The organism is Aeromonas sp. D3, from assembly GCF_027705025.1.
Classification (GTDB): domain Bacteria; phylum Pseudomonadota; class Gammaproteobacteria; order Enterobacterales; family Aeromonadaceae; genus Aeromonas; species Aeromonas salmonicida.
This window is the reverse complement of the sequence record NZ_JAPDBE010000036.1, coordinates 1-23,939: the sequence shown is the minus strand read 5'-3', so window position 1 is coordinate 23,939 and position 23,939 is coordinate 1. Positions and strand designations below refer to the sequence as shown.

Here is a 23,939-nt window from a genome sequence, read left to right as displayed (position 1 = left end):
ACGGGTGATATAAGGGGGTGATGCGCCAGATGTGCATGGTTCATTCCCTGTGATACGGATGATTGGTGGTAATGCTCCAGGCGCGATAGAGGCTCTCGGCCACCAGCACCCGTACCAGCGGATGGGGCAGGGTCAGCGGCGACAGCGACCAGCTCTGTTCGGCGGCGGCCTTGCACTCCGGCGACAAGCCCTCCGGGCCTCCCACCAGCAGGGCCACATCGCGGCCATCCAGTTTCCAGGCTTCCAGTTGCACGGCGAGTTGTTCCGTGGTCCAGGGCTTGCCGGGGATATCCAGGGTCACAAGGCGCGAGCGGCCGGCCGCGGCCAGCATGGCTTCCCCTTCTTTTTGCAGGATGCGGGGAATGTCGGCATTTTTACCGCGCTTTCCGGCGCCAATTTCGACGAGTTCGAATGGCATGTCTTTGGGAAAACGGCGACGGTACTCTTCGAAGCCACGCTCTACCCAGGCAGGCATCTTGGTGCCCACTGCAATCAACTGGATCTTCATCGTTTGTTACACTTGTGCCCTATTGCGCATTCACTTGAGCGGCACCGCTCCAGAGTTTTTCCAGTTGGTAGAAATCGCGATACTCATCCTGCATCACGTGCACTATCACGGATCCCAGATCCACCAGTACCCATTCACCCGTGAGCTGGCCTTCCACGCTCAGCAGGTCGAGCCCCGCATGGCGTGCTTCGCTGGCCAGATTGTGAGCGATGGCGCTGACGTGGCGGCTGGAGTTGCCGGAACAGACGATCATGGTGTCCGTGATGCTGGATTGACCGCGCACATCGAGGGTGATGATGTCGCGGCCTTTCATGTCATCGATCTTGTCGACGATAAAGGCTTGCAGTTCTTGGCCTTGCAATGATTCTCTCCTGTATTCCGGCGCCCTGCTACTTACGTCAGGGCGGCGGATTATATCATGGTCACTCCCGTTTCCCAGTCTGGAGAAGGGGAGTGGAGCGGGGGCCGTGCCGGGTCGGCAAACCAGGCCCCTGTTGATCAATATAGTGCGCAACCGGCCCGGACAATAGTCGGCACCAGTTGCATTCAGTCCGCCTGATAGAGGCCCTGTTGCCGGATGTAATCGGCCACAGAGGCTGGCAGCAGATAACGGGGATCCTGTCCCGCCGCCAGCAGCTCTCTTAGCCGGGTTGCCGACAGCGCTATGGGCAGATTGTCTGCCAGCCAGATATGGCCGGCAAGGTGCCGGTGCAGCGCGGTGGCATCCGTGGTGTGATGGCGTGCCAGCAGGTCGGCCACCTCGGTCGGGTAGTCAGGTTGCCAGCCGGGGCGCACGCTCACCACCAGGTGGGCGTAGTCGAGCAGTGCCTGCCAGCGATGCCAGCTCGGCAGCGTGAGCAATGAATCCATCCCCATCAGGAAGCAGAGCGGGGTATCGGGCAGTTCTTCCCGCAGCGCCATCAGGGTATCTATGGTGTAAGACGGCTTGTTCCGCTTGAGCTCCCGCTCATCCACCACAAACCCCGGGTTTTCCGCCGCAGCCAGTCTGACCATGGCGAGGCGCTGCTCGCTCGAACAAAAGGGACTGGCCTTGTGGGGCGGTATATGGTTCGGGATCAGGCGGATTTCGGCCAGCCCAAGCGCGTCGCGCGCGTCGATGGCCGGCCGCAAATGGCCGATATGGATGGGGTCGAAGGTGCCGCCCAGCAGGCCGATGGGTGTTGTCAGCATGACCTTGTCCCCGGGTTGTCAAATCGCTTGCTGGCAACAGGACCACTTCGGTTCTTCAGGTCTGGCGGCGAGCTCATCATGATGCTGGCTCCAGCAAAGGCAGGGGAGTGCCATCGCGAAAACCGAGGGCGAGGGTCTGCAACATCAGCCAGGCCCGTTCGGTGTCGAAGCGACGCAAGGCGTCGTCAAGCTGGGCCATCAGTTGCCACAACTGCTGCAACTTGGTGAAGGGCAACCGGGTCAGCGCCTGCTGGATCAATTGCTGGCGGCTCTGCCAGATGCGCAGGCGTGAGAAGTGCTCCACCAGCGGCTGGCCGGCTCTGGCAGCCAGGGCCAGCTCGGTGAGCTGTTCCAGCTCCCGGCACAGGGCCCAGGAGAGCATGCCGGGCTCTGTGCCCTCGGCGCGCAGGGCAAGCAGAATGCGCTGGGCCCGGTTTACCTTGCCTTCCAGCAGGGTATCAATGAGCTGGAATGGCGTGAAGTGGGCGTGCCGTATGATGGTCTCTTGCAGATAGGCGACGCTGATGGGCTGGGGCGGCGCCAGCAGGGTCAGTTTTTCTATCTCCTGGCTCGCGGCCAGCAGGTTGCCCTCGTAAGAGTGACACATGAAGTTGATGGCGTCGGGCAGCGCCTTGAGGCCGAAACGCTGGAAACGGGCCCCCATCCAGCGTGGAAAGAAGCGGGGCTCGGGGTGATTGACCGGCACATAGGTACCGCCCTGGCTGAGCTTGTCGAACCAAGCTGTCTTCATCTGGGTCTGGTTGAGGCGACCACCGCTGAGCACCAGCAGCAGGTCAGGGTGCAGTTGCTTGCCAATCTCGCTGATGCGGGCGGCGAGATCTTTGTCGACCTTGGCCGGCAGCTCCAGCTCTATGATCTGGCGGGCCGAGAAGAGGCTCATGGCCTGGCAGGCATCGTAGACCTGATTCCAGTCCAGCCCCGCCTCGACCACGAAGGTATGACGCTCGTCGAAACCCTGCTTGCGGGCGACCTGACGGATGGCGTCGATAGCCTCCAGCTTCAGCAGAGGCTCGTCACCAAAGATGAGGTAACAGGGCTTGAGCCCTGTTTTGAGATGATCCGCAAACTGCTCGGGATAGATCCGCATCAGAACTTGGCCTGGTTGAGTCGGTGGGTCGCAGGGACGATGGCCTGCTCTTGAAAATTGAGCTGAGGCTCGTCGCCAAAAACGAGATAGCAGGGCTTGAGCCCTGCTTTGAGATGGTCCGCGAACTGCTCGGGGTCGACTCTCATCAAGATGCTCGCATCAGAACTTGACCTGGCTTAGCTGGCGGATGACCAGACTGGCGGCCTGCTCCTGCATCTCCTTGCCCAGCTGCTCCTGCTCACGGGAGGAGGCCAGTGCCGCGTCCGGTTTGTTCAGGAAGCTACGGTTGAAGGTGATGGGAAACACCTGAGTCGGTTTGCCCGGCATGGAGACGGTGAATTGGGTGCTGTAGCCCAGCAAATACTCGCGAGCCTGGCCGATGGAGTCGACCGAAGCAATCTGGCTGGTGTTGCGCACGCCAGCCAGAGTAAGCACAGGGATGCCCTCCTTGTCCGCGAGTTGTACGCCAGCGGCCTTGAGACGAGTGGTCACCAGACGGTAGAAGTCGCTCTTGTTGTCACCGACCACCTTCATGGTCATCAACTCGGGCGGGATGGCGGTGCCCCGCATCTGAAAACCGCAAGCCTGCAACAGCAAGCCCATCAGTGCGATGGCCATCCAGCGAGTGAGGGTGGTGCCCATATGAAATCCTCTTTGCGTGAAGTGAAGAACGGCGGGCGTCTGCCCGCCGTCATCATAATTGGCAACGGTCAGCTGACCCCTTCCCGACCTGCTTGTTTGCAAGGGGGAAGGAGCAAGGAGCTCCCTCCCATAACAAAAGGAGTGCAGGGGAGAGGCCTTGCCACCATTAGTTAGCGACAATGTTGAGCAGCTTGCCCGGTACATAGATAACTTTGCGCACTGTCAGACCGTCGGTGAACTTCTGCACAGAGGCATCGGCCATGGCGAGCTTCTCGACATCAGCCTGGCTGATCTCGGCCGGTACGGTCAGCTTGCCGCGCATCTTGCCGTTGATCTGCACCACGACCAGCTTCTCGGTCTCGACCATGGCCGCTTCATCGGCCACCGGCCAGGTGGCGTGATCCACGTCGTTGCTCTTGCCCAGCATCTTCCACAGCTCGAAGCCGATGTGCGGGGTGATGGGGGAGAGCATGACCACAACGGCTTCCAGCGCTTCCTGCATCAGGGCGCGGTCCTGCTCGTCTGAGCCCAGCTTGGCCAGATTGTTCATCAGCTCCATGATGGCGGCGATGGCGGTGTTGAAGGTCTGACGGCGACCCACGTCATCGCTCACCTTGGCGATGGTCTTGTGCAGCTCGCGGCGAACGGCTTTCTGTTCGTTGGTGAGGGCAGCCAGATCCAGTGCAGGCACGGCGCCAGCAGAGACATGTTCAAAGGTCAGACGCCACAGGCGACGCAGGAAGCGCTGGGCGCCTTCTACGCCGGAGTCGGACCACTCCAGGGTCATCTCGGCCGGGGAGGCGAACATCATGAACAGACGGACGGTATCGGCGCCGTAACGCTCGACCATCAGCTGCGGGTCTATGCCGTTGTTCTTGGACTTGGACATCTTGGTCATGCCGGAGTGGATCACTTCTCGATCCTCAAGGTCGATGGCCTTGGTGATGCGACCCTTGTCGTCACGCTCTACCTTGACGTCGGTCGGGCTAACCCAGACGTTGCCGCCCTTCTCATCTTTGTAGTAGAAGGCGTCGGCCAGCACCATGCCCTGGCAGAGCAGGCGCTTGAACGGCTCGTCGCTGTTCACCAGACCCGCGTCACGCAGCAGCTTGTGGAAGAAGCGGGCGTAGAGCAGGTGCATACAGGCGTGCTCGATACCGCCGATGTACTGATCCACCGGCAGCCAGTGGTTGGCAGCAGCCGGATCCAGCATACCCTTGTCGTAGTCTGGTGAGCAGTAGCGGGCGTAGTACCAGGAGGACTCCATAAAGGTGTCAAAAGTGTCAGTTTCCCGGAACGCTTCCTGGCCGTTGTAAGTGGTCTTGGCCCACTCGGCATCGGCCTTGATCGGGCTCTGGATGCCATCCATCACCACATCTTCCGGCAGCAGTACCGGCAGCTGATCTTCCGGGGTCGGCACAACTGTGCCGTCAGCCAAGGTCAGCATGGGGATGGGGGCACCCCAGTAACGCTGACGGGAGACGCCCCAGTCACGCAGACGGAAGTTGACGGTGCGCTTGCCCTTGCCGAGCGCTTCCAGCTTGCTGGCGATGGCATCGAAAGCGGCCTGGAACTCGAGACCGTCGAACTCGCCGGAGGCGAACAGTACGCCCTTGTCGGTGTAGGCTGCCTCGATCACGTTCGGCGCTTCACCGTCAGCCTGCTTGATCACCGCCTTGATCTCGAGACCGTACTTGGTAGCGAACTCATGATCGCGCTGGTCGTGGCCCGGAACGGCCATCACGGCGCCGGTGCCATAGTTCATCAGTACGAAGTTGGCGACCCAGACCGGCACCTTGCGACCATCCAGCGGATGAATGGCATAGAGGCCGGTGGCCATGCCTTTCTTTTCCATGGTGGCCAGTTCTGCTTCGGCAACCTTGGTGTTCTTGCATTCGTCGATAAAGGCGGCCAGAGCCGGATTGGTGGCGGCAGCCTGCAGGGCCAGCGGGTGACCGGCGGCGATGCCCACATAGGTGACACCCATCAGGGTATCGGGACGGGTGGTGTAGACCTCGAGGTCGCCATCCTGATCGGCGATCTGGAAGTGGATGTTGACCCCTTCGGAGCGGCCAATCCAGTTGCGCTGCATGGTCTTGACCATCTCCGGCCAGCCTTCCAGATTGTCGATGTCGTTCAACAGCTCTTCGGCGTAGTCGGTGATCTTGATGAACCACTGGGGGATCTCTTTTTGCTCCACCGGGGTGTCACAGCGCCAGCAGCAGTTGTCGACCACCTGCTCGTTGGCCAGTACCGTCATGTCGTTCGGACACCAGTTGACGGATGAGGTCTTCTTGTAGACCAGACCCTTTTCGTAGAGCTTGGTGAAGAACCACTGCTCCCAGCGGTAGTAATCCGGCTTGCAGGTCGCCAGCTCGCGATCCCAGTCATAACCCAGCCCCAGCATCTTCAGCTGGTTCTTCATGTATTCGATGTTTTCGTAGGTCCAGGGTGCCGGTGCGGTATTATTCTTGACCGCGGCGTTCTCCGCCGGCAGACCGAATGCATCCCAACCTATGGGTTGCAGCACGTTCTTGCCATTGAGGCGTTGATAACGGGAGATCACATCACCTATGGTGTAGTTACGAACGTGCCCCATGTGTAGACGACCAGACGGATAGGGGAACATGGACAGGCAGTAGAATTTCTCCTTGTCTACTTTCTCCACGGCCTTGAAGGTTTTCTTGGCATCCCAGTGCTTTTGCACTGCTGGTTCGATCGATTGGGGAACGTATTGCTCTTGCATTGGTGACATCCGGATCTGTGAAATGAATAGATAAATCAGCTGGGAAATCGCAATAGAATACCCATATCCAGCGGCGGCAACAACCGCCAGCATCCGTCAGGCCTTATGCCGGGCATGATCAGGGTTCAGTAGAGGAGTAACGACCATGGACAAACGTCAAAAAGGGTACGAAGCCTTCATTGCAGAGTTGCAAAAGCAGTGGCAGGAGACCGAACAGTTCCAGGGGGAGCGCCTCAACCGGATGATCGCCAAGGTGCAGGCCTATCTGGAGGCCGCCAGCGACCTGACCCAGGATGAGCTGGCGCTGATCGCCGAATACGTGAAGCGGGATCTGGGCAACTATGAGCTGAGCCGCAACGATGATAAAGCCCGCAGCGATGAGGCCGTGGAGGAGTCCGCCTTCATGCTGGCCCTCAAAGACACCGCCTGGTCCTGGTTGGCGGATGTGACCGACCGCGCCCAGGTGGAGTGGCGCGAGCTGGCCGACGAGCTGGAACACAAAGGGGTGTACGAAGCGGGAGACTGGGTGGGACTCGGCGTCATGGTGTGCGAGCAGTGCGGCTGGCGCCATACAGTGCTGCACCCTCAACCACTCGATACCTGCCCCGAATGTGGTGGCCACGAATATCACCGCGAGCCGCTCTCGCCCTGAATACCATCAACTAGCGAAATGAAATGGCAAGAGGCGCCCCATGGGGCGCCTCTTTTGTTGATGTGCGGGTGTCGGAACGTGCCGGATCAGAGCTCACGGGCCCAGGGATGGGCACGTGGACGCAACGCCAGCGCGAGCCCCAGCAGCAGGGCCGTCATGCCGTACAGCGGCCAGTCGCCAAAGCGCAGGTAGGGGGTGGATCCGTGGGCGGGACGTACCTCGGCGCGCAGCACCCCTGCTTCGAACTGCGGGATCTGACCTATGATGCTGCCGTCAATCTCGGTGACGACCGTGATGCCAGTGTTGGTTCCCCGCAGCAGCGGGCGTGCCAGCTCGAGGGCACGCATGCGGGCGATCTGCAGGTGCTGCCAGGGGCCGATACTGGTGCCGAACCAGGCATCATTGGAAACGGTCAGCAGGAAGTCGGTATCAGGCTGCACATTGCGGCGCACCTCTTCAGGGAAGATGATCTCGTAGCAGATGGCGGCGGCAAACTTGAGCCCCTTGGCAATCAGGTTCGGTTGCTGTTCGTCCCCCCGGCTGAAGGAGGACATGGGCAGGTTGAAGAAGGGGGCTATGGGGCGCAGCAGATCCTCAAACGGCACGAACTCGCCGATGGGCAGCAGGTGGTGCTTGTAGTAGCGGTTCTTGTGCTCATAGTGATACGCCTCCTTGCCGTCAGCGTCCTGCACTCCCATGCCAAGCACCGTATTGAAGAAGCGCTGCTGCTCGAAATCGTAGTGGACTATGCCTGCCAGCAGACCCGTATCGTTCACCTTCATCGCCTTGTCCAGGCTCTCCAGGTAGTTGCCCATCTCTTTCTCGATGGCCGGGATCGCCGATTCCGGCCAGATGATGATGTCGGCATCCTGATTTTCGCGGCTGAGATCCTGATAGGTGCGCACCGTCGGTACCAGGGCCTCCGGATCCCACTTGAGGGACTGGGCGATATTGCCCTGTACCAGAGCTACCTTGACCGGCTCGCCCCGGGTCACCCAGTTGAGCTGCATCAGTCCATGGGCGGCACTGATCAGTGCAACGGGCACCAGCAGCCAGACGGGTTTGCGGTTCTGCCACACCAGCCAGAGGGCGGACGTCGACAGCAGCAGTGCCAGCGTGATGCCCTGCACCCCCAATATGGGGGCAAAGCCCTTGAGCGGCCCGTCGATCTGGCTGTAACCAAACCAGAGCCAGGGGAAGCCTGTCATCACCCAGCCCCGCAACCAGTCAGCCACCAGCCAGAGTGCCGGGAAGGCGAGCAGCCAGCGGCTCCAGTGACGGCCGCTGAAGAAGCGGGCAAAGGCCCAGCAGGCCAGGGCCGGATAGAGCGCCAGATAAGCCGAGAGCCCTGCCAGCAATACAAAGGCGACCGGCAGCATGATGCCGCCAAACATGGTCATGCTGACATGGATCCACCATAGCCCCGGCAGGAACAGGCCCATGGCATAACCAAAACCGCGCCAGGCCGCCTGTTTGGGGTTGGCCTTGTCCAGCAGCGCATAGAGACCGAGCAGGGAAGGGATGACCAGAGGCCAGTAGTCGAACGGCGAGAAGGCCAGGACGGCGAGCGCGCCGGATGCCATGGCAAACAGACTGGTCAGGAGTTTTGATTTCACGGGCGATGATTTCACGGACTATGCAGGCTCGGATTGGACGATAACAGTTTGATTGGCCGGTATCTTAACCTGTAAATGCGGTTAACGGCGAGCCTCCCGACTGCCTGGACCTGTTCAAGCAAAAAGCCGGGCAGAAAATGGGAGACGGGCACGGTTCACTGAGGTAAGGGAGGGCGGTAGTGTCAAGGGGCGGCAGCTTGCCCTGCCACCAAACGGCAAGCGCCCCGACGAGCGGGGCGCTGATGCTTCACGGCAAGACAGCTGCGTGAGGCTTACAGGGCGTCAGAGCGACTTATTGCGCTTCAGACTGGGCCGCGACATGGTTGTCGGGGATCTTCACCTGCAGCTGTTGCAGGCGGCGCCGGTCGGCGTGCATCACCTTGAACAGGTATCCTTGCAGCTCGATCTCCTCGCCCTTTTTCGGCAGGTGGCTGAAGGCGTGCATCACAAGACCGCCCACAGTATCCACCTCATCATCGCTGAACTGGGTGCCGAAGAAGTCGTTGAAATCCTCGATCTCGGTGAGGGCGCTGACTGCGAAGACCCGCTTGCTGATGCGGCGGATCTCGTCCGGCTCATCTTCGATGTCGTCGAACTCGTCATCGATCTCGCCGACGATGAGCTCCAGTATGTCCTCAATGGTCACGAGACCCGAGACACCACCAAACTCGTCCACGACGATGGCCATGTGATAGCGCTCTTCGCGAAACTCCTTGAGCAGCCTGTCGACCCGCTTGCTCTCGGGCACTATCACGGTCGGGCGCAGGATTTTTTCCAGCTGCAGCGGCTCGCTGGCATGGTGGCCGCCAAAACCGAACGGCAGCAGATCCTTGGCGAGCAGTATGCCCTCCACATGATCCTTGTCTTCGTTGATCACCGGAAAGCGGGAGTGACCTGACTCTATGATCACGGGCAAGATATCGTCCACCGGCTGGGACTTCTCTATGGTGACCATCTGGGAGCGGGGGATCATGATGTCGCGAACGCGCAACTCGGCTATTTCGAGCACGCCTTCAATCATGTCCTTGGTGTCCTGATCGATGAGATCGCGCTCCTCGGCATCCGCTATCACATCCACCAAATCGTTGCGGTCTCTTGGCTCGCCCTGGAAGAGTTGGCTGAGTTTGTCGAGCCAGGTTTTCTTCGGCGAGCCGGTACTAGGGTGATCGTCAGTCATTTTTTCTCTTGGTTACTCGCTTGAACACATTCGGAATTGTCTTGGTGATATAAGGATGGCCATCGGCTGTTTCAAGACGATGACTCTCCCGCCCTTTACGCTTTTACTCTTCGTCGTTCAGATAAGGATCGGCAAAGCCGAGTTCCTGCATGATGTCACGCTCCAGCTGTTCCATCTCCTCGGCCTCGTCATCCTCGATATGGTCATAACCTAGCAGATGGAGACTGCCATGCACAACCATGTGGGCCCAGTGTGCTTCCAGCGGCTTGTTCTGCTCGGCAGCCTCCTGTTCCACCACCTGGCGGCAGATGACGAGATCGCCGAGCAGCGGCAGTTCCATGCCGGGTGGCGCCTCGAACGGGAAGGAGAGCACATTGGTGGGCTTGTCCTTGCTGCGATAGGTGAGGTTGAGCTCGCGGCTCTCCGCCTCGTCGACGATACGCACCGTTACTTCGGCCTCTTCTTGGAAGCCGAGAATGGTGCCGTCCAGCCAGCCTTGCAGCTGTGCTTCGCCGGGCAGACCGTCGGTGTCCGCGCAGGCCAGTTGCAGATCCAGGGTCACACTCATTGGGCACTCTCCTTGTGGGATTTGCTGGCCGCCTGCTCGTCTGCCAGTTTGGCATCGAACGCTTCGTACGCCTGCACTATGCGTGCCACCACAGGGTGGCGAACCACGTCCTTGGATTCAAAGAAGTTGAACGACAGGCCATCGACACCTTGCAGCACTTCCAGCGCGTGGCGCAGACCGGATTTGGCGTTACGTGGCAGGTCCACCTGAGTGATATCACCGGTCACCACCGCCTTGGAGTTGAAGCCGATGCGGGTCAGGAACATCTTCATCTGCTCTGTGGTGGTGTTCTGGGCCTCATCCAGGATGATGAAGGCATCATTGAGGGTGCGACCGCGCATATAGGCGAGCGGCGCCACTTCGATGATGTTGCGCTCCATCAGCTTCTCGACCCGCTCGAACCCCAGCATCTCGAACAAGGCATCGTAGAGCGGGCGCAGGTAAGGGTCGACCTTTTGGGAGAGGTCCCCGGGCAGAAAGCCGAGTTTCTCACCCGCTTCCACCGCAGGACGGGTCAGCAGTATGCGACGGATCTCCTGACGCTCCAGCGCATCCACCGCCGCTGCCACAGCCAGATAGGTCTTGCCGGTACCGGCCGGGCCTATGCCGAAACAGATGTCGTGGCTGACGATATTGGCGATGTACTGGGCCTGATTGGGGCTGCGTGGCTTGATGAGGCCGCGTTTGGTCTTGACCGTCACCTCCTTGCCATAGGGGATGCTTGATGCCGGTTCGTCATCTTGCTCCAGCACCCGCGACTCCTGAATGGCCAGATGCACCATGTCGGGGATGATGTCGGTCACCTTGCCGCCCTTGAGGGGCTGGGTTTCCACATAGAGGTGCTTGAGGATGACGGCCGCCGCATCCACCTGGGCCTGTTTGCCCAGCAACTGGAAGTGGTTGTCACGGTAGCTGATCTCGACGCCGAGACGGCGCTCCAGCTGCTTGATGTTGTCATCGAAGGGGCCGCACAGGCTGGCAAGGCGCTGGTTGTCGGCGGGCTCCAGATGCAGATTCAGGGTCGCTATGTGTCGGCTCAAAATATCCTCGTCTTGACGCAGTGCCCATCCGGCAAGGCCAGATGGGCACGAAGAGATTAGTGGGGAGTGAAGGCGGCCACGCCGAGGGCATCGGGCACATTGTCGGGACGACGAGCCAGGATCTCGCGGGGCGCAGTGGCGATGCGCAGGTTCATCTCATCCTCACCGCGGATAAAGCGACCGCGCAGTGAGTTGGGGCGTACCTCGGTGATCTCCACATCGGCAAAGCCGCCGATGAGGGTATGCGCCCCTTCGAAGTTGACCACGCGGTTGTTCTCGGTGCGACCACACAGCTGCATGGGGTCGAGCCTGGAGGGCCCTTCCACCAGGATGCGCTGGGTGGAGCCCAGCATGGCACGGCCAATCTGCATCGACTGGTTGTTGATGACATGCTGCAGGCGAGCCAGACGGACCTTCTTCACTTCCATGTCGACGTCGTCTGGCATGTCGGCGGCCGGCGTGCCGGGACGCGGGCTATAGATGAAGCTGAAGCTCATGTCGAAGTTGATCTCTTCGATCAGCTTCATGGTGGCCTCGAAATCCTCGTCCGTCTCGTTCGGGAAGCCGACGATAAAGTCGGAACTGATGGTGATGTCGGGACGGGCGGCGCGCAGGCGACGGATCTTGGACTTGTACTCCAGCACGGTATGCGGGCGCTTCATCATGGTCAGGATGCGATCCGAACCGCTCTGCACCGGCAGGTGCAGGAAGCTGACCACTTCCGGCGTGTCCTTGTAGACCTCGATGATGTCGTCGGTGAACTCGATGGGATGGCTGGTGGTGTAGCGAATGCGGTCTATGCCGTCGATGGCGGCCACCAGGCGCAGCAGCTCGGCGAAGGAGCAGATGCTGCCATCAAAGGTCGGGCCCCGATAGGCGTTGACGTTCTGGCCCAGCAGGTTCACCTCGCGCACGCCCTGTTCGGCGAGTTGGGCGATTTCGTAGAGCACGTCATCCATCGGCCGGCTCACCTCCTCGCCGCGGGTGTAGGGCACCACGCAGAAGGAGCAGTATTTGGAGCAGCCTTCCATGATGGAGACAAAGGCGGTGGCACCTTCGGCGCGGGGTTCCGGCAGACTGTCGAATTTTTCGATCTCGGGGAAGGCGATGTCCACCTGGGCGCCACGGCCCTCCTGGACCTGCTTGATCATGGCGGGCAGGCGATGCAGGGTCTGCGGACCGAAGACGATATCCACATAGGGGGCGCGACTGCGAATGTTCTCCCCTTCCTGAGAGGCAACGCAGCCACCCACGCCGATCACCAGACCGGGTTTGTTTGCTTTGAGCTTTTTCCAGCGGCCCAGCTGGTGGAACACCTTCTCCTGTGCTTTTTCGCGAATGGAGCAGGTATTCAGCAGCAAGACATCTGCCTCTTCGGGCTCTTCGGTCAGCGTGTAGCCATTGCTGGCATCTAACAGGTCGGCCATCTTGGACGAGTCATACTCGTTCATCTGGCAACCCCAGGTTTTAATGTGAAGTTTCTTGCTCATTGCTTCTCTTGACTTGTGTTGAAATCGGCATGGTCAAAGGACCGGGCATTTTACTCCGCAATCTGGATACTGCCTAGCTAATATCCAGCCCGCCATGGGGGGCTTTGCCCCGGAGCTTGTCCGTATGGGTATGGGCTTTCTCCTTGATTTGGCGCAGCAATTCGCAATTTGTCTCACTGTTTCTACCGGTCCCTTGCGGTATCATGTCCCCATTCGGTCCGGCCCCGCCTACTCTGGTCCGGTGCGTCCCTTTTCAGGAATCAAGTTATGGAACAGTGTGATATCGCCATCGTCGGCGCTGGCATGGTCGGCGCCGCCACCGCCTGTCTGCTGGCGGCACAGGGCCTCTCCATTCGGGTCATAGAGACCCAATTGCCCGAGCAATACGCCCCCGAGCAGCCGCTGGATCTGCGGGTTTCCGCCATCAGCCAGGCCTCGGTGGCGATGCTGGATCAGGCCGGAGCCTGGTCGCACCTGCAGCAGATGCGGCTCTGTCCCTACCGCCGGCTGGAGACCTGGGAGCTGGATGGCTTTGCCACCCGGTTCGACGCGGCCGATCTCGGCCTGCCCCAGCTTGGCTACATCATAGAGAACCGGCTGGTGCAGCTGGCCCTGCTCAAGAGGATGGAGGATTTCCCCAACATCCAGACCCACACACCGGCAGCGGTGATAAGCCTGCGTCAGAGCGCGGATGAGGCGGTACTGACCCTGGACGACGGCACAGAGCTTTGTGCTCGCTGGGTGCTGGCCTGCGATGGTGCCGAGTCCCAGATGCGCCGGCTGGCTGGCATAGGCGTGTCCCGCTTCGAGTATCGCCAGCACTGCATGCTGATCAACATCGCCACCGAGTTTGCGCAGGAAGACATCACCTGGCAGCAATTTACCCCGAGTGGCCCGCGCGCCTTCCTGCCGCTGCCCGGCCAGCATGGCTCCCTGGTCTGGTATGACAATCCCGCCCGCATTCGTGCCTTGTCGGCCATGAGCAACAAAAAGCTGGGGGAGGAGGTGCGCCGCCACTTTCCGGCCCGGCTCGGCGGCTTCACCGTCACGGCCAAGGGGAGTTTCCCGCTGGTGCGGCGCCACGCCAATGACTATCACGCCGGTCGGGTAGTGCTGCTCGGCGATGCCGCCCACACCATCAACCCGCTGGCGGGGCAGGGGGTCAACCTTGGCTTCAAGGATGTGGCCTGCTGGGCCGGGTTGCTGGCAAAAGCCGGTGCCGACTGGTATCAGCCGGCTCTGGCGGAGCGCTACGAGCGCCGTCGTCGCCCCGACAACCTGCTGATGCAGTCGGGGATGGATCTCTTTTACGGTGTGTTCAGCAACGAGATAGGACCGCTCAAGCTGGCTCGCAATCTGGCCCTCAATCTGGCGGACAAGGCAGGCCCGCTCAAGGAGATGGCGCTGCGCTACGCACTGGGGCTGGTATGAATGATGTGAACAAGATTGCCGGATCTGATTTGCGCAGAGGAGAAAGTGATGAACAAAGCACTGCTGGTGATCGATTTTATCAACGACATTGCCCACCCGGACGGACGTATCGCTGCCTCGGCTGCCCATGTGGTGGAACAAGACGCCATCGCTCATGCCAATCAGGCGCTGGCCCATGCCCGCGCCCACGGCTGGCTGGTGATCCTGATCAAGGTCGGCTTTGATGGCGGCTACCGGCTGCAACCCAAGGGGTCCCCTATGTTTGGCCGGGCCAAGCAGTTTGGGGCTCTGTCGCTTGCCGATAATGGCACCGACTTTCACCCCGAGCTGGATGTGCAACCCGGTGATCTGGTGCTGACCAAGCCCAGAGTGAGCCCCTTCTATGGCACTGCACTGGAACCGGCACTGCGGGCCAATCATATCGATCACCTCTATCTGTGCGGGGTCAGCACCAGCTGGGCCATTCAGGCGGCGGCGCGGGAGGGGCACGATCGAGACTACGCCATCACCATACTGGAGGATGCCTGCGCGGCGGCGGATGCCACCGAGCATCACACCTCGCTGCGCTTGCTCGGTCGTATTGCCGAGATCATCAAGGTGGCCCAGCTGGAGTGATCTCGCCGGTCAAGGCTGTTTTCGCTCACTATTTTGACATTTTGTCCCCAGGCCTCTGTTGAGCTGGCGCCGTTTTAGGGCAACATGGTGTCAGCATTGATGGCCACAAGGATGAGGGCATGCGTTATCAGGGAAGGATCGCGAGCTGGAACGAGGCGCGAGGCTTCGGCTTTATCACGCCGGAGCAGGAGGGGGGCGAGCAGCAAGGGAGCGAACTGTTCGTGCACATTTCGGCTCTGCAATCCGATGGCTCGCTGCCCAACGTCGGGGAGCGCGTCTCCTACCAGTTAGGCACTGGCAAGGATGACAAGCCCAGAGCCGTGCAGGTGTTCTTTCCCGACAGACCCTTGTCGCTGGCGGACGGGTTCAATCCACCTTCTGCATCCCCCCGGCTCGGCAGAGAGACCAGCACCCGATCGCCACAACCAGCATCATCCCGCCCTCGCCCCGTCTATCGCCACAAGAGCAGCTGGCGTGGCAAATTGATCCCCCTGCTGCTGGTGGTGGGATTGTTCTCCCTCTACTCCCGTTTTTCGACCGACTCTGTGGTCCCCTTGCCGGTTTCCTCCTTCATTGGTGATGAAGGCAGTGCCTCCCGTAGCACGCCACAGACCTCTGCTCTCAGCTATCAGTGCGATGGTCGTGAGTATTGCTCCCAGATGACCTCTTGCGAGGAGGCTATCTGGTTCTTGCGACATTGCCCGAACACCAAGATGGACGGAGAGGGGGATGGGGTGCCCTGTGAACGGCAGTGGTGTGGCCACTGAGGCTGGCCTGCCCGATTGCCGCTGCGAATATCCACAGCTCTTTTCATGCTGATGCGCCATATCGGATAGGGTAATACCGGGCCATGCCCTGTCTGTTCGTTGGCGCCACCTTTGTTGGCAAGGTGACGGATGGCAGCTTTACTTCTAGTACTGACTCGTTTGTTGCCGTATATGCCGTTTATTATTTTTTCAGGATCATGGTCATGGTGGATTACTTTCAGGGCTCGTTGTTTCACTTTTCCGAACGGGCGCAGTACCTGGCAGCCTTGCTGAACTCGCTGGAAGACCAGATCGCCGTGATTGATCGGGCTGGGGTTATCCACTACACCAACCTCGCCTGGAACCGGTTTGCCGAGCAAAACGGCATGCCAAAAGGGTATGACTGGCTGGGTATCAACTACTTGCGGGTGTTCGACAGCGCCGTCGAGCCGCTGGTGCTGATGGCGGCAGAGGGGATCCGCCGGGTGCTCTGTGGCGAACAGGACCATTTCCATCTGGAGTATCCCTGCCACAGCCCGGATATACAGCGCTGGTTCATGATGCGGGTCTCCCCCGTGCTGGGGGTGGATGTCGAGTTTTATACCATCACCCATATCAATATCACTGAGCGCAAGTTGCTGGAGCTGGATGTGACCCACCTCTCCCAGCATGATCCCCTGACAGGTCTTGCCAACCGGCGCCTGTTCAACAGTTTTCTGCATAACGAGTGGCGCCGCAGCATGCGGGAGCGCACGCCCATCTCCTTCATCATGCTTGATCTGGACAACTTCAAGGCGTGCAACGATCACTTCGGCCATCAGGTTGGAGATGATCTCTTGCGGCAGGTGGGTCACCTTCTCAACGCCTTTTGCCAGCGGCCTGCGGATTTGCCAAGCCGGTTCGGGGGCGATGAATTTGCGGTGGTCCTCGGCAATACCGGCAAGGAGGCAGCCTTGAGGATGGGGGAGGCGATTCGCCTCGGGATCAAGGAGTTGAGTATGAATGAGCTGGGCGATGCCCGGCTCAGCGCCAGTATCGGCATTGCTACCCAGCTCCCGGAGCGGGTGCTGATCTCGGAAGATGAGCTGCTGGCCGCAGCCGACATGGCTCTCTACACGGCCAAGAAGGAGGGGAAGAACCGTTGCCACAGCGTGGCTTGTCCCTCATTACCCAACCCTTGAGTGAAGGCCACATTCGATAATGGGACCGTGGCGAGGCTTTATCCCTTCTGACTCTGCCTGCTGAGGTGCGGGATGTGCCGCCATGACCAGCTGCAGGAATCGATCGCGAATAGGATCGGCAAACTCGGAATTCCAGACCAGACTGATTTCCCACTCTGACTTTGGCCCGGACAAGGGGTAGAGGGTGACACCCTGGCCCGCGATAAAGCTGACGCTGCGTGGCAGTATGGCGTTGCCGATCCCGGCGGCCACCAACGCGACCAGTGTCTGTATATCCTCTGCTTCCTGGACTATGGCGGTCAGCCGGTTGGCGCCAAGGAAGCTGGCGATCTGCTGGCTCAGCCCAGGACAACGATGGCCGACCATTTGCAGCAGGGGCTGGTTGGCGAGGGCCGACTCAACGTCGAAGGTGGCCGGATCCGGCCCCGTCATCTGGCTGGGAACGGCCAGCACCAGCCGGTCGGTCAGCAATCTGTACTCTTGCAATTGAGGGGCCTGTGGTCTGCGCATGAAGCCCAGTTGCAACTGACCCGACAGCAGACGCTCATGCTGGGTGGCTGAGGTCATGTCCTGCATGTGTACCATCACATCGGGTACCTGCTGCTTGAAGCGGGCGACCAGCGAAGGAGCCAGCGCAAAGCTGGACAGCCCGAAGCCAATCTTGAGCCGTCCGGCAATGCCGCTCGCCAGCGCCAGGGCATGGCGTTCAAATCCCCTGCCGTGCTCGACCAGTGCGCTGGCCTGGGTGAGCAGCTGGGTGCCGATGGCGGTCAGTTGGGCGCCATGGCGACCCCGGTTGAACAGGGTGCTGCCAAGGGCCAGCTCCAGCCCCTGGATCTGCTTGGTCAGCGCCGGCTGGGTGATAAACAGCCGGCTGGCAGCCTCCCGGTAGTTGGCGGTCTCGGCCAGCATCACGAATGCCTGCAGTTGCCTCAAGTCGAATTTCATTCCGTTTGGTTATCCAATGTGGCGATTAATTGATTATAAATTATCTAACTGCCTTGTTCTAATGGTCTCGTTACGGGCCATTTGCCCGCTCTGACGTGCAACAAGGAGCCATATCATGTCTACCGAACGCTATCTGTTTCTGATCAAGGGAACCCTGGTGATGGCCCAACCACTGGCTGCGCCGGAGACGGGAGAACTGCTGACCAGCCTGCTGCAGCAAGGCTTCGTCGTCGGGCCTTTGCAAGTGTGGGCGAGCAATGCCGAGCAGGCGTTGGCCTGTTATGAGCAGAGTGCCCAGCAGCGGGCCTTCAGCAATGTGCTGGCTGGGGCTTCGTCATGACCCGGCTCACCCTGCGGGCTGCGGCCCTGTTGCTGGACATGGATGGCACCCTGGTTCACTCCACCGACGAGGTGGAAACCGTGTGGCGACTCTGGTGCCGACGTCATCAGCTGGCCCCTGAGCCTGTGCTGGCCATGTGTCACGGCTTGCGCTCGCGGGAGGTGATCCGGGCCCTGGCACCGCAGCTGGACATGGCGCAGGAGGTGGCCCTGCTCGATGAGCTGGAGATCCATCACACCGGGCGCGGTGAGGCCATCATGGGCAGCCGGGCTCTGCTGAGCCGCTTGCCAGCCGAGCGCTGGGCGCTGGTCACCTCCGCCAGCCAGAGGGTTGCCCGCCATCGGCTGGAGAGTGCCGGTTTGTCGCTACCTACCCTGCTGGTGGGAGCGGAGGACGTGCTTCATGGCAAGCCGGACCCCGAACCCTATCTGCTGGGGGCTGAGCGGCTCGGGGTTGCCCCCGCCGACTGTCTGGTGTTCGAGGATGCACCGGCTGGCATACAGAGCGCCCTGCGAGCCGGCTGCGCCGTGGTGCAGGTCGGAGGCAAGCGGTTGCTGGATCCGGCCGTCATGGCCGTGATCCAGGATTGGCGTCAGGTGAGTGTGGAAGAAGACGAGAAGGGTATGTTGCAGGTTGGCCTGCTGACCTGACGGGCGTCTGGAAACAAGCAGCCCCCGACCAGCGGGGGCTTGAAGCGGATGTGGGGTCCGGGTTATTTGAAGACGCGAAACCGCACTACATCATCCATGAAGGTCTTGTCGCCAGCCGGTTGCTCGATGCTGCCAAAAGGCATCTGGGCGCGCAGCAGCCAGCTGGCGGGCAGGTCCCACTCCTTGCGCACCGCTTCGTCGATCAGCGGATTGTAGTGTTGCAGGGAGGCGCCAACTTTCTCCTGGGCCAGGGTGGTCCAGACCGCAAACTGGGCGATGCCGGTGGCATGTTCCGACCAGATGGGGAAGTTGTCGGCATACAGCGCAAACTTCTGCTGCAGATCCTTGATGACATCCGTATCCTCGAAAAACAGCACTGTGCCGAACCCTGCGCGGAAGCTGCCATCTACTTTGGTTTCACTCTGGGCATAGGCGTCCGGTGGCACGATTTTCTTCAGCTCGGCCTTGACGATATCCCACAGCTTGTGGTGCTGGGCGCCAAACAGTATGACGGCGCGGGAGCTCTGGGAGTTGAAAGAGGAGGGGCTGTGCTTGATGGCATCCTGGATCAGGGTCGTCAGCTGCTCCGGCGTGTGAGACACCTGGTCGCCCAGGGCATAGATGGTACGACGTACTTTGATCTGTTCGATAAACGGACTGCTCATAACATCTCCTTTGTTTGACAGATAATCGCATTCGGTGGTCGTTGCAAGGCCATCCGGCTCCGATTGTGCAAGCTATAGACTATAACACTCGCTTACCTCTTAACCGTCAACGCCCAGTGGTCACTGTTTTTACTCTCCGTGGATATTGGTTGGCAGGGAAGAATGAGCCGCCTCACATTCTAGAGTTTTTAATCAATTGGCGGTTCTTCCGCTGATTTCAATCAACGATTCATCTTGTCTTCTCACCATACAATCGCTTCACATCAGCTGTTTCAGTGGAGGTGCGATGATCAAATGGCTGCTCACCCGGCGCTACTATGTGTTGACGTCATTCTCCATCCTGTTGGGGGCGCTGGTGCTTGTGGTCACCCTGGCTCTGGCAGCAGTCAGCTATCTGCGCAGTATCGACAAGACGGTAGCCGGTTACGGCCACATGATCTCTTCCATTGAGGCGGCGCTCATTCATGAGCTGGTGCTGGCCAACCAGCGTCAGCTGGCCGTGCTGGAGGCATCGCTGGACAAGGCTGCCATCGCCCGTGGTGAACCGGCCGACAATCCTATCTGGGCCGTTGCCCACCAGATCAAACGCGACAGCCATTACATCTACTTCTACAACTCGCGTTTCGATCGGATCAGCAGTTATCCCCTCTGGATACAGCCGGCCGAATACCGCGCCGCAAGTCGCCCCTGGTATCAGGTTTTGTCGATGAAAGGGGATGAACTGGTCTGGTTTGGCCCCTATCAGGAATACAGCTCCCAAGAGCTTATCCTTACCCTGATCAAACGGGTGAAGGATGGCGAGGGCAAACTGCTCGGCCTCTTGATGGTGGACATGTCGGTCAACTCCATTCAACAAGCATTGCAACGGGCCATGGGCAGTAATCAGGCAGCCATCTACATCAGCCTACGAGGCAGTAACCGGCTGGTGGTGGGCAGCAAGATGGCGCTCTATGACAAAGCCAATAAGACGGTAGACTCTCATCTGCTGGGGCTGGATGTGATCTGGCATGGACGTCACCTCAAGCGTGAGCTGGAGGATGTCGACTGGGATCTCAATATCTACCTGCCCCCAGCCCAGTTTCGTGACAGCCTCAATGAAGCCTTGCTGATGGTGGTGGTGCCGCTGCTCTCTCTTTTCATCATCTGGTTTTGCAGCATCAGTTTTTTGGTGCGGGTGTTCCGTCAGGAGCAGGCACTGGTTTCCGGCTCGCTGACGGGCATAGTGCAAGATCCCACCCGCCCCAAAACCTCGAACCATCTGAACACCTGGTTTGTGCACAGCTGCCTGAGTGAAATTGACCAGGTCCGGGCCAGCTTCCTCCAAGGGCAGGATGCGTTGTTGCACGACCCCCTTACCGGCATCATGAACCGACGTGCCTTTACCCAGCGCAGAAGCGAGCTGGACGAGACCCAGACGCCTTATTGGCTTGTGTTGTTCGATGTGGACAATTTCAAGTGCATCAACGACAGCTGGGGTCACAGCGTGGGGGATGGTGTGCTTTGCAGGGTAGCCGAGCTGCTGACTGCCGAGCTTGGCACTGGCGCCGTCTATCGGATCGGGGGGGACGAGTTTGCTGCCCTGCTGCCGTGGGGGCGCCACGAGCTGGAGTCACGACTGCATCATCTGCTGGCGCGGGTACGCAACCAGCAGTGGCGGGAGTTCAAGACCCCTGTCACCCTGAGCGCGGGTGGCGCCCACTACCCGGATGATGGCCTTTTTCTGTTCGAGCGGGCCGACGAATACCTTTACCAGAGCAAGCGACTGGGTCGGGATCGCTGGCATCTCTTTCCATATCCAGATACTGGCGGTGAGCCTGAATCCCCCGGGGTGACAATATCTGTCTGATCCCTGCATGCCCCTGCCGGGCTGCGACAGCCTGACGTTGGACTAAATAGCGTTCACCTTGTGCCGAACTGAGATTTTTTATCTTTATTTTCATGGTGTTAATTTTTGATTTTTCTTCCTGACGTCTTGCCGGGATTCCTTTGGATTAAATGTCAGGCTGTTTACGCTACTGGCGCGGCGGGTGGCCATTTGTATAGTGCAGGGGAAATTAATCAGGTTTGACAGGAGTACCCCATGGAGATGAAAAAGCGCGGCATGAGTGCCCTGGCCCTGTTGGGCTCCCTGCTGCTGATGAGCTGTGCTGTGCAGGCCTCGGAAACCCTCAACACCATACTCGGTGGCGGTGCAGGCGGTGTGGCGGGCACCATGATTGGCAAAGAGCTGGGGGGCGATACCGGTGCCCTGGTCGGTGCGGCACTCGGCGGTGCGGCCGGTGGCGCCGCCACCGCCAACAAGGGAAACAAGAATGAGGCGGCCCTGGGGGGCGCCGTCGGTGCACTGGGTGGCGCGGCCATCGGCAAGAGCGTCGGCGGCAGCACTGGCCAGTTGATCGGGGCCGGTGTCGGGGGGGCCAGCGGCTCGGCCATCGGTGCCAAGACGGGGGATGGTCACAAGAGCAATAACAACCGCTACGACGACGAGCATCACTACAAGAAACATAAGAAGCACAAAAAGCACAAGAAACACAGATGGCACCATGACGACTGATGCCCGCCTTGCGGCGTGCTGGCGACAAATAGAGGAAGGGGCCAACAGGCCCCTTTTTGCATGATGTGACTCAGACCAGCCGGTGCTGGCGTCGTCCCTCGGCGAAGGCGTTGATATTGTCGATCAGCTGATCCGCGAGGCGCTGCATCGACTCCTCGCTGGCCCAGGCCACATGGGGTGTCAGGATGAAATGGGGGTATTGCAGGGCCTGCATCAGCGGATGATCCGGGGGCGGCGGCTCGACGCTCGCCACGTCGAAACCGGCGCCGCCGAGGCGACCGTTGGCCAGCGCCTTGAGCAGTGCCGCTTCATCCACCAGGCCGCCACGGCCCACGTTGATGAGCAAGGCGCCCGGTTTCATCAAGGCCAGCTCCCGTTCGCCGATCAGGTGGTGGGTGTAGGGGGTGAGCGGGCAGTGCAGGCTGACCACATCCGAGCTTTGCAGCAGCGCCTCCAGCGGCAGCCGATCTTCGTCGTGGCTGGCGCCTGTCTGGCTCTGGGCGTAACGCACTATCATGCCCATCCCCTGCGCCCGTTCGCCGAGCGCCTGACCCAGGGTACCTTTGCCTATGATGCCGAGCTGCTTGCCGTGCAGATCCATGATGTTGTGGTCGAAGAAGCAGAACTGGCCGCTCTGCTGCCAGCGCCCCTCCAGCAGGGACTGGCGCCAGGCAAACAGGTTGCGCGACAGGGCCAGCATCAGTGCCATGGCATGCTCCGGCACAGAGGGGCCCGAGTAGTTGCGGATATTGCACACCCCGACGTTGGCTGCCCTGCATGCCTCCAGATCCACGTTGTCGCTGCCGGTGGCCGCCAGGGCGATCAGCTTGAGATCCGGCAGTTGTGCCAGCTCAGGGGCGCCGATGCGTACCTTGTTGATGATGGCGATGCTGGCATTCCTGAGCCGCTCCACCACCTGCTCGGGGGCCGTGCTTGGATGGCTCTGCCAGTGATGAGGAAAGTCGGGCCGGTGCAGTGTGATGCCCGCATCCAGGGTATCGCTATCGAGAAAAACTATCTGCTGCATGACGCCTCCTGCCATTGGAGTCGTCATGATGCCAAATATGGGCGCCAGGGAGCCAGTCCGAACGCCGTCAATGGTGAATCAATGGCGCTGTCTGTGACGCTGGCGGCATTTTGGGGCAGGCCGAGGTCAGAGCCAGCCGAGGTGGGTGAGCCAACCCTGAATGCGGGTCGGTGTTTCATCCAGCTCCATCAAGGCGTAGGGACGGTAGTTGAGCTTGTGGCTGCGGCGACTCTCGCTGCGACGAGCTTCGGCGGCCAGCAGTGGCCAGCGTCCTCCCTCTTCCTGATAGAGATCCAGGGTCGGCATGGTGGCCTGGGCTACCTGCTTGGCCAGGGTCTGGTTACTTTGCACATTCGGGAAGAAGCCATCGAGCAGCACCAGAGCATCGGGGGCGGGCACTTGCTCGCTGGCGATAAGATTGGTGGCCCAGGCGGCGCTGGTGCCCTGGGCCAGTATCAGCTTGAAGCCCCCTTCTTGCAGCTTGGCATCCCCCAGCTTGATGATGCGGGCGGCAAACTGCTTGCGAAAGTCGTCGATGGCCTGCTGTTTCTTCTCGGCGGCGGGGTCCAGCTCCGCCTGTTGGGGAGAGGGAAGCAGCAGCAGGGTATCGAAGCCGAGCCGGCCGAGGGCCCGTGTCAGTTGCCACAGCTGGCCGCTGCGCTGCCAGTCTGGCAGCAGGATCGCCAGCCCCACATAACTGTCGCTGTCGTGCTTGGCGAACAGCACTGTCTGCTTGTCGATCTGGGTGCTATCGGGCAGCCCTTGCCAGTCGCTGTTCTGCCAGTAGTCGAGGGGGGCGGGTGGCGTGACTTCGCTGGCCTGCGAAGCACCGCTTGCCAGCAGGGTCAGTAACAGCAGTGATAAGGATAATCTGGCCATAGTGCGCTCCCCGGTTAACTGGGTTAGCGGCGGCGGGCCGGTTTTCTGAAGTGCGGCCAGGGGATCAATAAAAAAGCGAGCCAATGGCTTAATGCCAGTCAGTTAAGCCTGACTGGCATTGTTTTTATTGGCTTTTTTTACACTGTATTTCTGTGGCCTTGGCTT

At 60.2% G+C, this 23,939-nt stretch carries 25 protein-coding genes; 9 read left to right on the top strand and 16 right to left on the bottom strand.

Features of this window, described 5'->3' with window-relative positions:
• Nucleotides 1-40: 40 nt before the first annotated feature.
• The 7 genes from rlmH to leuS all read right to left on the bottom strand — a co-directional run bounded on the left by rlmH (nucleotide 41) and on the right by leuS (nucleotide 6,195).
• Nucleotides 41-508, bottom strand: coding sequence for a 23S rRNA (pseudouridine(1915)-N(3))-methyltransferase RlmH (gene rlmH / locus OKC28_RS17770; RefSeq protein ID WP_017411988.1), 468 nt, complete (start codon nucleotides 506-508; stop codon nucleotides 41-43).
• Between the two features lie 19 nt (nucleotides 509-527).
• Nucleotides 528-869 carry a ribosome silencing factor gene (gene rsfS / locus OKC28_RS17765; protein WP_005317340.1) on the bottom strand — a complete coding sequence of 114 codons (342 nt, stop codon included), beginning with the start codon at nucleotides 867-869 and terminating at the stop codon, nucleotides 528-530.
• A 185-nt stretch (nucleotides 870-1,054) separates the two neighbouring features.
• Nucleotides 1,055-1,699 carry a nicotinate-nucleotide adenylyltransferase gene (nadD, locus tag OKC28_RS17760; RefSeq protein ID WP_270690643.1) on the bottom strand — a complete coding sequence of 215 codons (645 nt, stop codon included), beginning with the start codon at nucleotides 1,697-1,699 and terminating at the stop codon, nucleotides 1,055-1,057.
• Between the two features lie 76 nt (nucleotides 1,700-1,775).
• Complete coding sequence (holA, locus tag OKC28_RS17755; RefSeq protein WP_270690641.1) at nucleotides 1,776-2,807, bottom strand: DNA polymerase III subunit delta; 1,032 nt, start codon at nucleotides 2,805-2,807, stop codon at nucleotides 1,776-1,778.
• Nucleotides 2,807-2,953: a DNA polymerase III subunit delta gene (locus OKC28_RS17750; protein WP_270690639.1), complete on the bottom strand. Its 147-nt coding sequence runs from the start codon at nucleotides 2,951-2,953 to the stop codon at nucleotides 2,807-2,809. The genes holA and OKC28_RS17750 overlap by 1 nt, the downstream gene beginning before the upstream one ends.
• Before the next feature lie 13 nt (nucleotides 2,954-2,966).
• The gene (locus tag OKC28_RS17745; protein WP_005317329.1) at nucleotides 2,967-3,449 is read right to left on the bottom strand and encodes an LPS-assembly lipoprotein LptE; all 483 of its coding nucleotides are present in this window, start codon (nucleotides 3,447-3,449) and stop codon (nucleotides 2,967-2,969) included.
• A gap of 166 nt (nucleotides 3,450-3,615) precedes the next feature.
• Entirely contained in the window at nucleotides 3,616-6,195 is a 2,580-nt protein-coding gene (gene leuS, locus OKC28_RS17740; RefSeq protein WP_270690636.1) for a leucine--tRNA ligase, read from the bottom strand.
• Nucleotides 6,196-6,340: 145 nt separating this feature from the next.
• On the opposite strand from leuS, the gene OKC28_RS17735 reads away from it, so the two are divergent.
• On the top strand, nucleotides 6,341-6,847 hold the full coding sequence (locus OKC28_RS17735) for a zinc ribbon-containing protein (protein ID WP_005317324.1): 507 nt from the start codon (nucleotides 6,341-6,343) through the stop codon (nucleotides 6,845-6,847).
• Nucleotides 6,848-6,933: 86 nt separating this feature from the next.
• Here OKC28_RS17735 and lnt read toward each other — a convergent pair whose 3' ends face one another.
• The 5 genes from lnt to miaB form a co-directional block, all read right to left on the bottom strand.
• Nucleotides 6,934-8,478 carry an apolipoprotein N-acyltransferase gene (gene lnt / locus OKC28_RS17730; RefSeq protein WP_125728987.1) on the bottom strand — a complete coding sequence of 515 codons (1,545 nt, stop codon included), beginning with the start codon at nucleotides 8,476-8,478 and terminating at the stop codon, nucleotides 6,934-6,936.
• Between the two features lie 277 nt (nucleotides 8,479-8,755).
• Nucleotides 8,756-9,640: a CNNM family magnesium/cobalt transport protein CorC gene (gene corC, locus OKC28_RS17725; protein WP_270690632.1), complete on the bottom strand. Its 885-nt coding sequence runs from the start codon at nucleotides 9,638-9,640 to the stop codon at nucleotides 8,756-8,758.
• Nucleotides 9,641-9,743: 103 nt separating this feature from the next.
• Nucleotides 9,744-10,208 carry an rRNA maturation RNase YbeY gene (gene ybeY, locus OKC28_RS17720; protein ID WP_234596037.1) on the bottom strand — a complete coding sequence of 155 codons (465 nt, stop codon included), beginning with the start codon at nucleotides 10,206-10,208 and terminating at the stop codon, nucleotides 9,744-9,746.
• On the bottom strand, nucleotides 10,205-11,248 hold the full coding sequence (locus OKC28_RS17715; protein ID WP_125607236.1) for a PhoH family protein: 1,044 nt from the start codon (nucleotides 11,246-11,248) through the stop codon (nucleotides 10,205-10,207). The genes ybeY and OKC28_RS17715 overlap by 4 nt, the downstream gene beginning before the upstream one ends.
• A gap of 56 nt (nucleotides 11,249-11,304) precedes the next feature.
• Nucleotides 11,305-12,738: a tRNA (N6-isopentenyl adenosine(37)-C2)-methylthiotransferase MiaB gene (gene miaB / locus OKC28_RS17710; RefSeq protein WP_005317314.1), complete on the bottom strand. Its 1,434-nt coding sequence runs from the start codon at nucleotides 12,736-12,738 to the stop codon at nucleotides 11,305-11,307.
• A 267-nt stretch (nucleotides 12,739-13,005) separates the two neighbouring features.
• Here miaB and OKC28_RS17705 point away from each other — a divergent pair, with 267 nt between their 5' ends.
• The 4 genes from OKC28_RS17705 to OKC28_RS17690 all read left to right on the top strand — a co-directional run bounded on the left by OKC28_RS17705 (nucleotide 13,006) and on the right by OKC28_RS17690 (nucleotide 16,711).
• Nucleotides 13,006-14,169 carry an FAD-dependent monooxygenase gene (locus OKC28_RS17705; RefSeq protein WP_270690627.1) on the top strand — a complete coding sequence of 388 codons (1,164 nt, stop codon included), beginning with the start codon at nucleotides 13,006-13,008 and terminating at the stop codon, nucleotides 14,167-14,169.
• A gap of 48 nt (nucleotides 14,170-14,217) precedes the next feature.
• The gene (locus OKC28_RS17700; protein WP_256685024.1) at nucleotides 14,218-14,784 is read left to right on the top strand and encodes a cysteine hydrolase family protein; all 567 of its coding nucleotides are present in this window, start codon (nucleotides 14,218-14,220) and stop codon (nucleotides 14,782-14,784) included.
• A gap of 119 nt (nucleotides 14,785-14,903) precedes the next feature.
• Nucleotides 14,904-15,551 (top strand): cold shock domain-containing protein, encoded by a 648-nt coding sequence (locus tag OKC28_RS17695; protein ID WP_256685004.1) that lies wholly within the window; start codon nucleotides 14,904-14,906, stop codon nucleotides 15,549-15,551.
• A gap of 203 nt (nucleotides 15,552-15,754) precedes the next feature.
• Entirely contained in the window at nucleotides 15,755-16,711 is a 957-nt protein-coding gene (locus tag OKC28_RS17690) for a GGDEF domain-containing protein (RefSeq protein ID WP_265455720.1), read from the top strand.
• On the opposite strand, the gene OKC28_RS17685 is transcribed toward OKC28_RS17690, so the two are convergent.
• Complete coding sequence (locus tag OKC28_RS17685; RefSeq protein ID WP_270690623.1) at nucleotides 16,697-17,659, bottom strand: LysR family transcriptional regulator; 963 nt, start codon at nucleotides 17,657-17,659, stop codon at nucleotides 16,697-16,699. The genes OKC28_RS17690 and OKC28_RS17685 overlap by 15 nt on opposite strands.
• A 115-nt stretch (nucleotides 17,660-17,774) precedes the next feature.
• On the opposite strand from OKC28_RS17685, the gene OKC28_RS17680 reads away from it, so the two are divergent.
• Both OKC28_RS17680 and OKC28_RS17675 read left to right on the top strand, forming a co-directional pair.
• Nucleotides 17,775-17,999, top strand: a complete 225-nt coding sequence (locus OKC28_RS17680) for a hypothetical protein (RefSeq protein ID WP_058393800.1) — start codon at nucleotides 17,775-17,777, stop codon at nucleotides 17,997-17,999.
• Nucleotides 17,996-18,649 carry an HAD-IA family hydrolase gene (locus tag OKC28_RS17675; RefSeq protein WP_270690621.1) on the top strand — a complete coding sequence of 218 codons (654 nt, stop codon included), beginning with the start codon at nucleotides 17,996-17,998 and terminating at the stop codon, nucleotides 18,647-18,649. The genes OKC28_RS17680 and OKC28_RS17675 overlap by 4 nt, the downstream gene beginning before the upstream one ends.
• 62 nt (nucleotides 18,650-18,711) lie before the next feature.
• Here the strand turns inward: OKC28_RS17675 and OKC28_RS17670 are convergent, their stop codons facing one another.
• A complete protein-coding gene (locus OKC28_RS17670; RefSeq protein WP_113719865.1) occupies nucleotides 18,712-19,314 on the bottom strand; it encodes a nitroreductase family protein in 603 nt (200 codons plus the stop codon).
• Between the two features lie 286 nt (nucleotides 19,315-19,600).
• Here OKC28_RS17670 and OKC28_RS17665 point away from each other — a divergent pair, with 286 nt between their 5' ends.
• Entirely contained in the window at nucleotides 19,601-21,160 is a 1,560-nt protein-coding gene (locus OKC28_RS17665; RefSeq protein WP_270690618.1) for a sensor domain-containing diguanylate cyclase, read from the top strand.
• A gap of 234 nt (nucleotides 21,161-21,394) precedes the next feature.
• A complete protein-coding gene (locus OKC28_RS17660; RefSeq protein ID WP_265455712.1) occupies nucleotides 21,395-21,868 on the top strand; it encodes a YMGG-like glycine zipper-containing protein in 474 nt (157 codons plus the stop codon).
• Nucleotides 21,869-21,938: 70 nt separating this feature from the next.
• Here the strand turns inward: OKC28_RS17660 and OKC28_RS17655 are convergent, their stop codons facing one another.
• Together OKC28_RS17655 and OKC28_RS17650 are read right to left on the bottom strand one after the other, a co-directional pair.
• Complete coding sequence (locus OKC28_RS17655; protein ID WP_265455710.1) at nucleotides 21,939-22,895, bottom strand: D-2-hydroxyacid dehydrogenase; 957 nt, start codon at nucleotides 22,893-22,895, stop codon at nucleotides 21,939-21,941.
• A gap of 126 nt (nucleotides 22,896-23,021) precedes the next feature.
• Entirely contained in the window at nucleotides 23,022-23,774 is a 753-nt protein-coding gene (locus tag OKC28_RS17650; protein ID WP_021138193.1) for a DUF3530 family protein, read from the bottom strand.
• Nucleotides 23,775-23,939: the final 165 nt, after the last annotated feature.

Coding starts and splice junctions, on each gene's coding strand:
- rlmH (WP_017411988.1), bottom strand. CDS start 508: ATGAAGATCCAGTTGATTGCAGTGGGCACCAAGATGCCTGCCTGGGTA.
- nadD (WP_270690643.1), bottom strand. CDS start 1,699: ATGCTGACAACACCCATCGGCCTGCTGGGCGGCACCTTCGACCCCATC.
- holA (WP_270690641.1), bottom strand. CDS start 2,807: ATGCGGATCTATCCCGAGCAGTTTGCGGATCATCTCAAAACAGGGCTC.
- OKC28_RS17750 (WP_270690639.1), bottom strand. CDS start 2,953: ATGAGAGTCGACCCCGAGCAGTTCGCGGACCATCTCAAAGCAGGGCTC.
- OKC28_RS17745 (WP_005317329.1), bottom strand. CDS start 3,449: ATGGGCACCACCCTCACTCGCTGGATGGCCATCGCACTGATGGGCTTG.
- leuS (WP_270690636.1), bottom strand. CDS start 6,195: ATGCAAGAGCAATACGTTCCCCAATCGATCGAACCAGCAGTGCAAAAG.
- OKC28_RS17735 (WP_005317324.1), top strand. CDS start 6,341: ATGGACAAACGTCAAAAAGGGTACGAAGCCTTCATTGCAGAGTTGCAA.
- corC (WP_270690632.1), bottom strand. CDS start 9,640: ATGACTGACGATCACCCTAGTACCGGCTCGCCGAAGAAAACCTGGCTC.
- ybeY (WP_234596037.1), bottom strand. CDS start 10,208: ATGAGTGTGACCCTGGATCTGCAACTGGCCTGCGCGGACACCGACGGT.
- miaB (WP_005317314.1), bottom strand. CDS start 12,738: ATGAGCAAGAAACTTCACATTAAAACCTGGGGTTGCCAGATGAACGAG.
- OKC28_RS17705 (WP_270690627.1), top strand. CDS start 13,006: ATGGAACAGTGTGATATCGCCATCGTCGGCGCTGGCATGGTCGGCGCC.
- OKC28_RS17700 (WP_256685024.1), top strand. CDS start 14,218: ATGAACAAAGCACTGCTGGTGATCGATTTTATCAACGACATTGCCCAC.
- OKC28_RS17695 (WP_256685004.1), top strand. CDS start 14,904: ATGCGTTATCAGGGAAGGATCGCGAGCTGGAACGAGGCGCGAGGCTTC.
- OKC28_RS17690 (WP_265455720.1), top strand. CDS start 15,755: ATGGTGGATTACTTTCAGGGCTCGTTGTTTCACTTTTCCGAACGGGCG.
- OKC28_RS17685 (WP_270690623.1), bottom strand. CDS start 17,659: ATGAAATTCGACTTGAGGCAACTGCAGGCATTCGTGATGCTGGCCGAG.
- OKC28_RS17680 (WP_058393800.1), top strand. CDS start 17,775: ATGTCTACCGAACGCTATCTGTTTCTGATCAAGGGAACCCTGGTGATG.
- OKC28_RS17675 (WP_270690621.1), top strand. CDS start 17,996: ATGACCCGGCTCACCCTGCGGGCTGCGGCCCTGTTGCTGGACATGGAT.
- OKC28_RS17670 (WP_113719865.1), bottom strand. CDS start 19,314: ATGAGCAGTCCGTTTATCGAACAGATCAAAGTACGTCGTACCATCTAT.
- OKC28_RS17665 (WP_270690618.1), top strand. CDS start 19,601: ATGATCAAATGGCTGCTCACCCGGCGCTACTATGTGTTGACGTCATTC.
- OKC28_RS17660 (WP_265455712.1), top strand. CDS start 21,395: ATGGAGATGAAAAAGCGCGGCATGAGTGCCCTGGCCCTGTTGGGCTCC.
- OKC28_RS17655 (WP_265455710.1), bottom strand. CDS start 22,895: ATGCAGCAGATAGTTTTTCTCGATAGCGATACCCTGGATGCGGGCATC.
- OKC28_RS17650 (WP_021138193.1), bottom strand. CDS start 23,774: ATGGCCAGATTATCCTTATCACTGCTGTTACTGACCCTGCTGGCAAGC.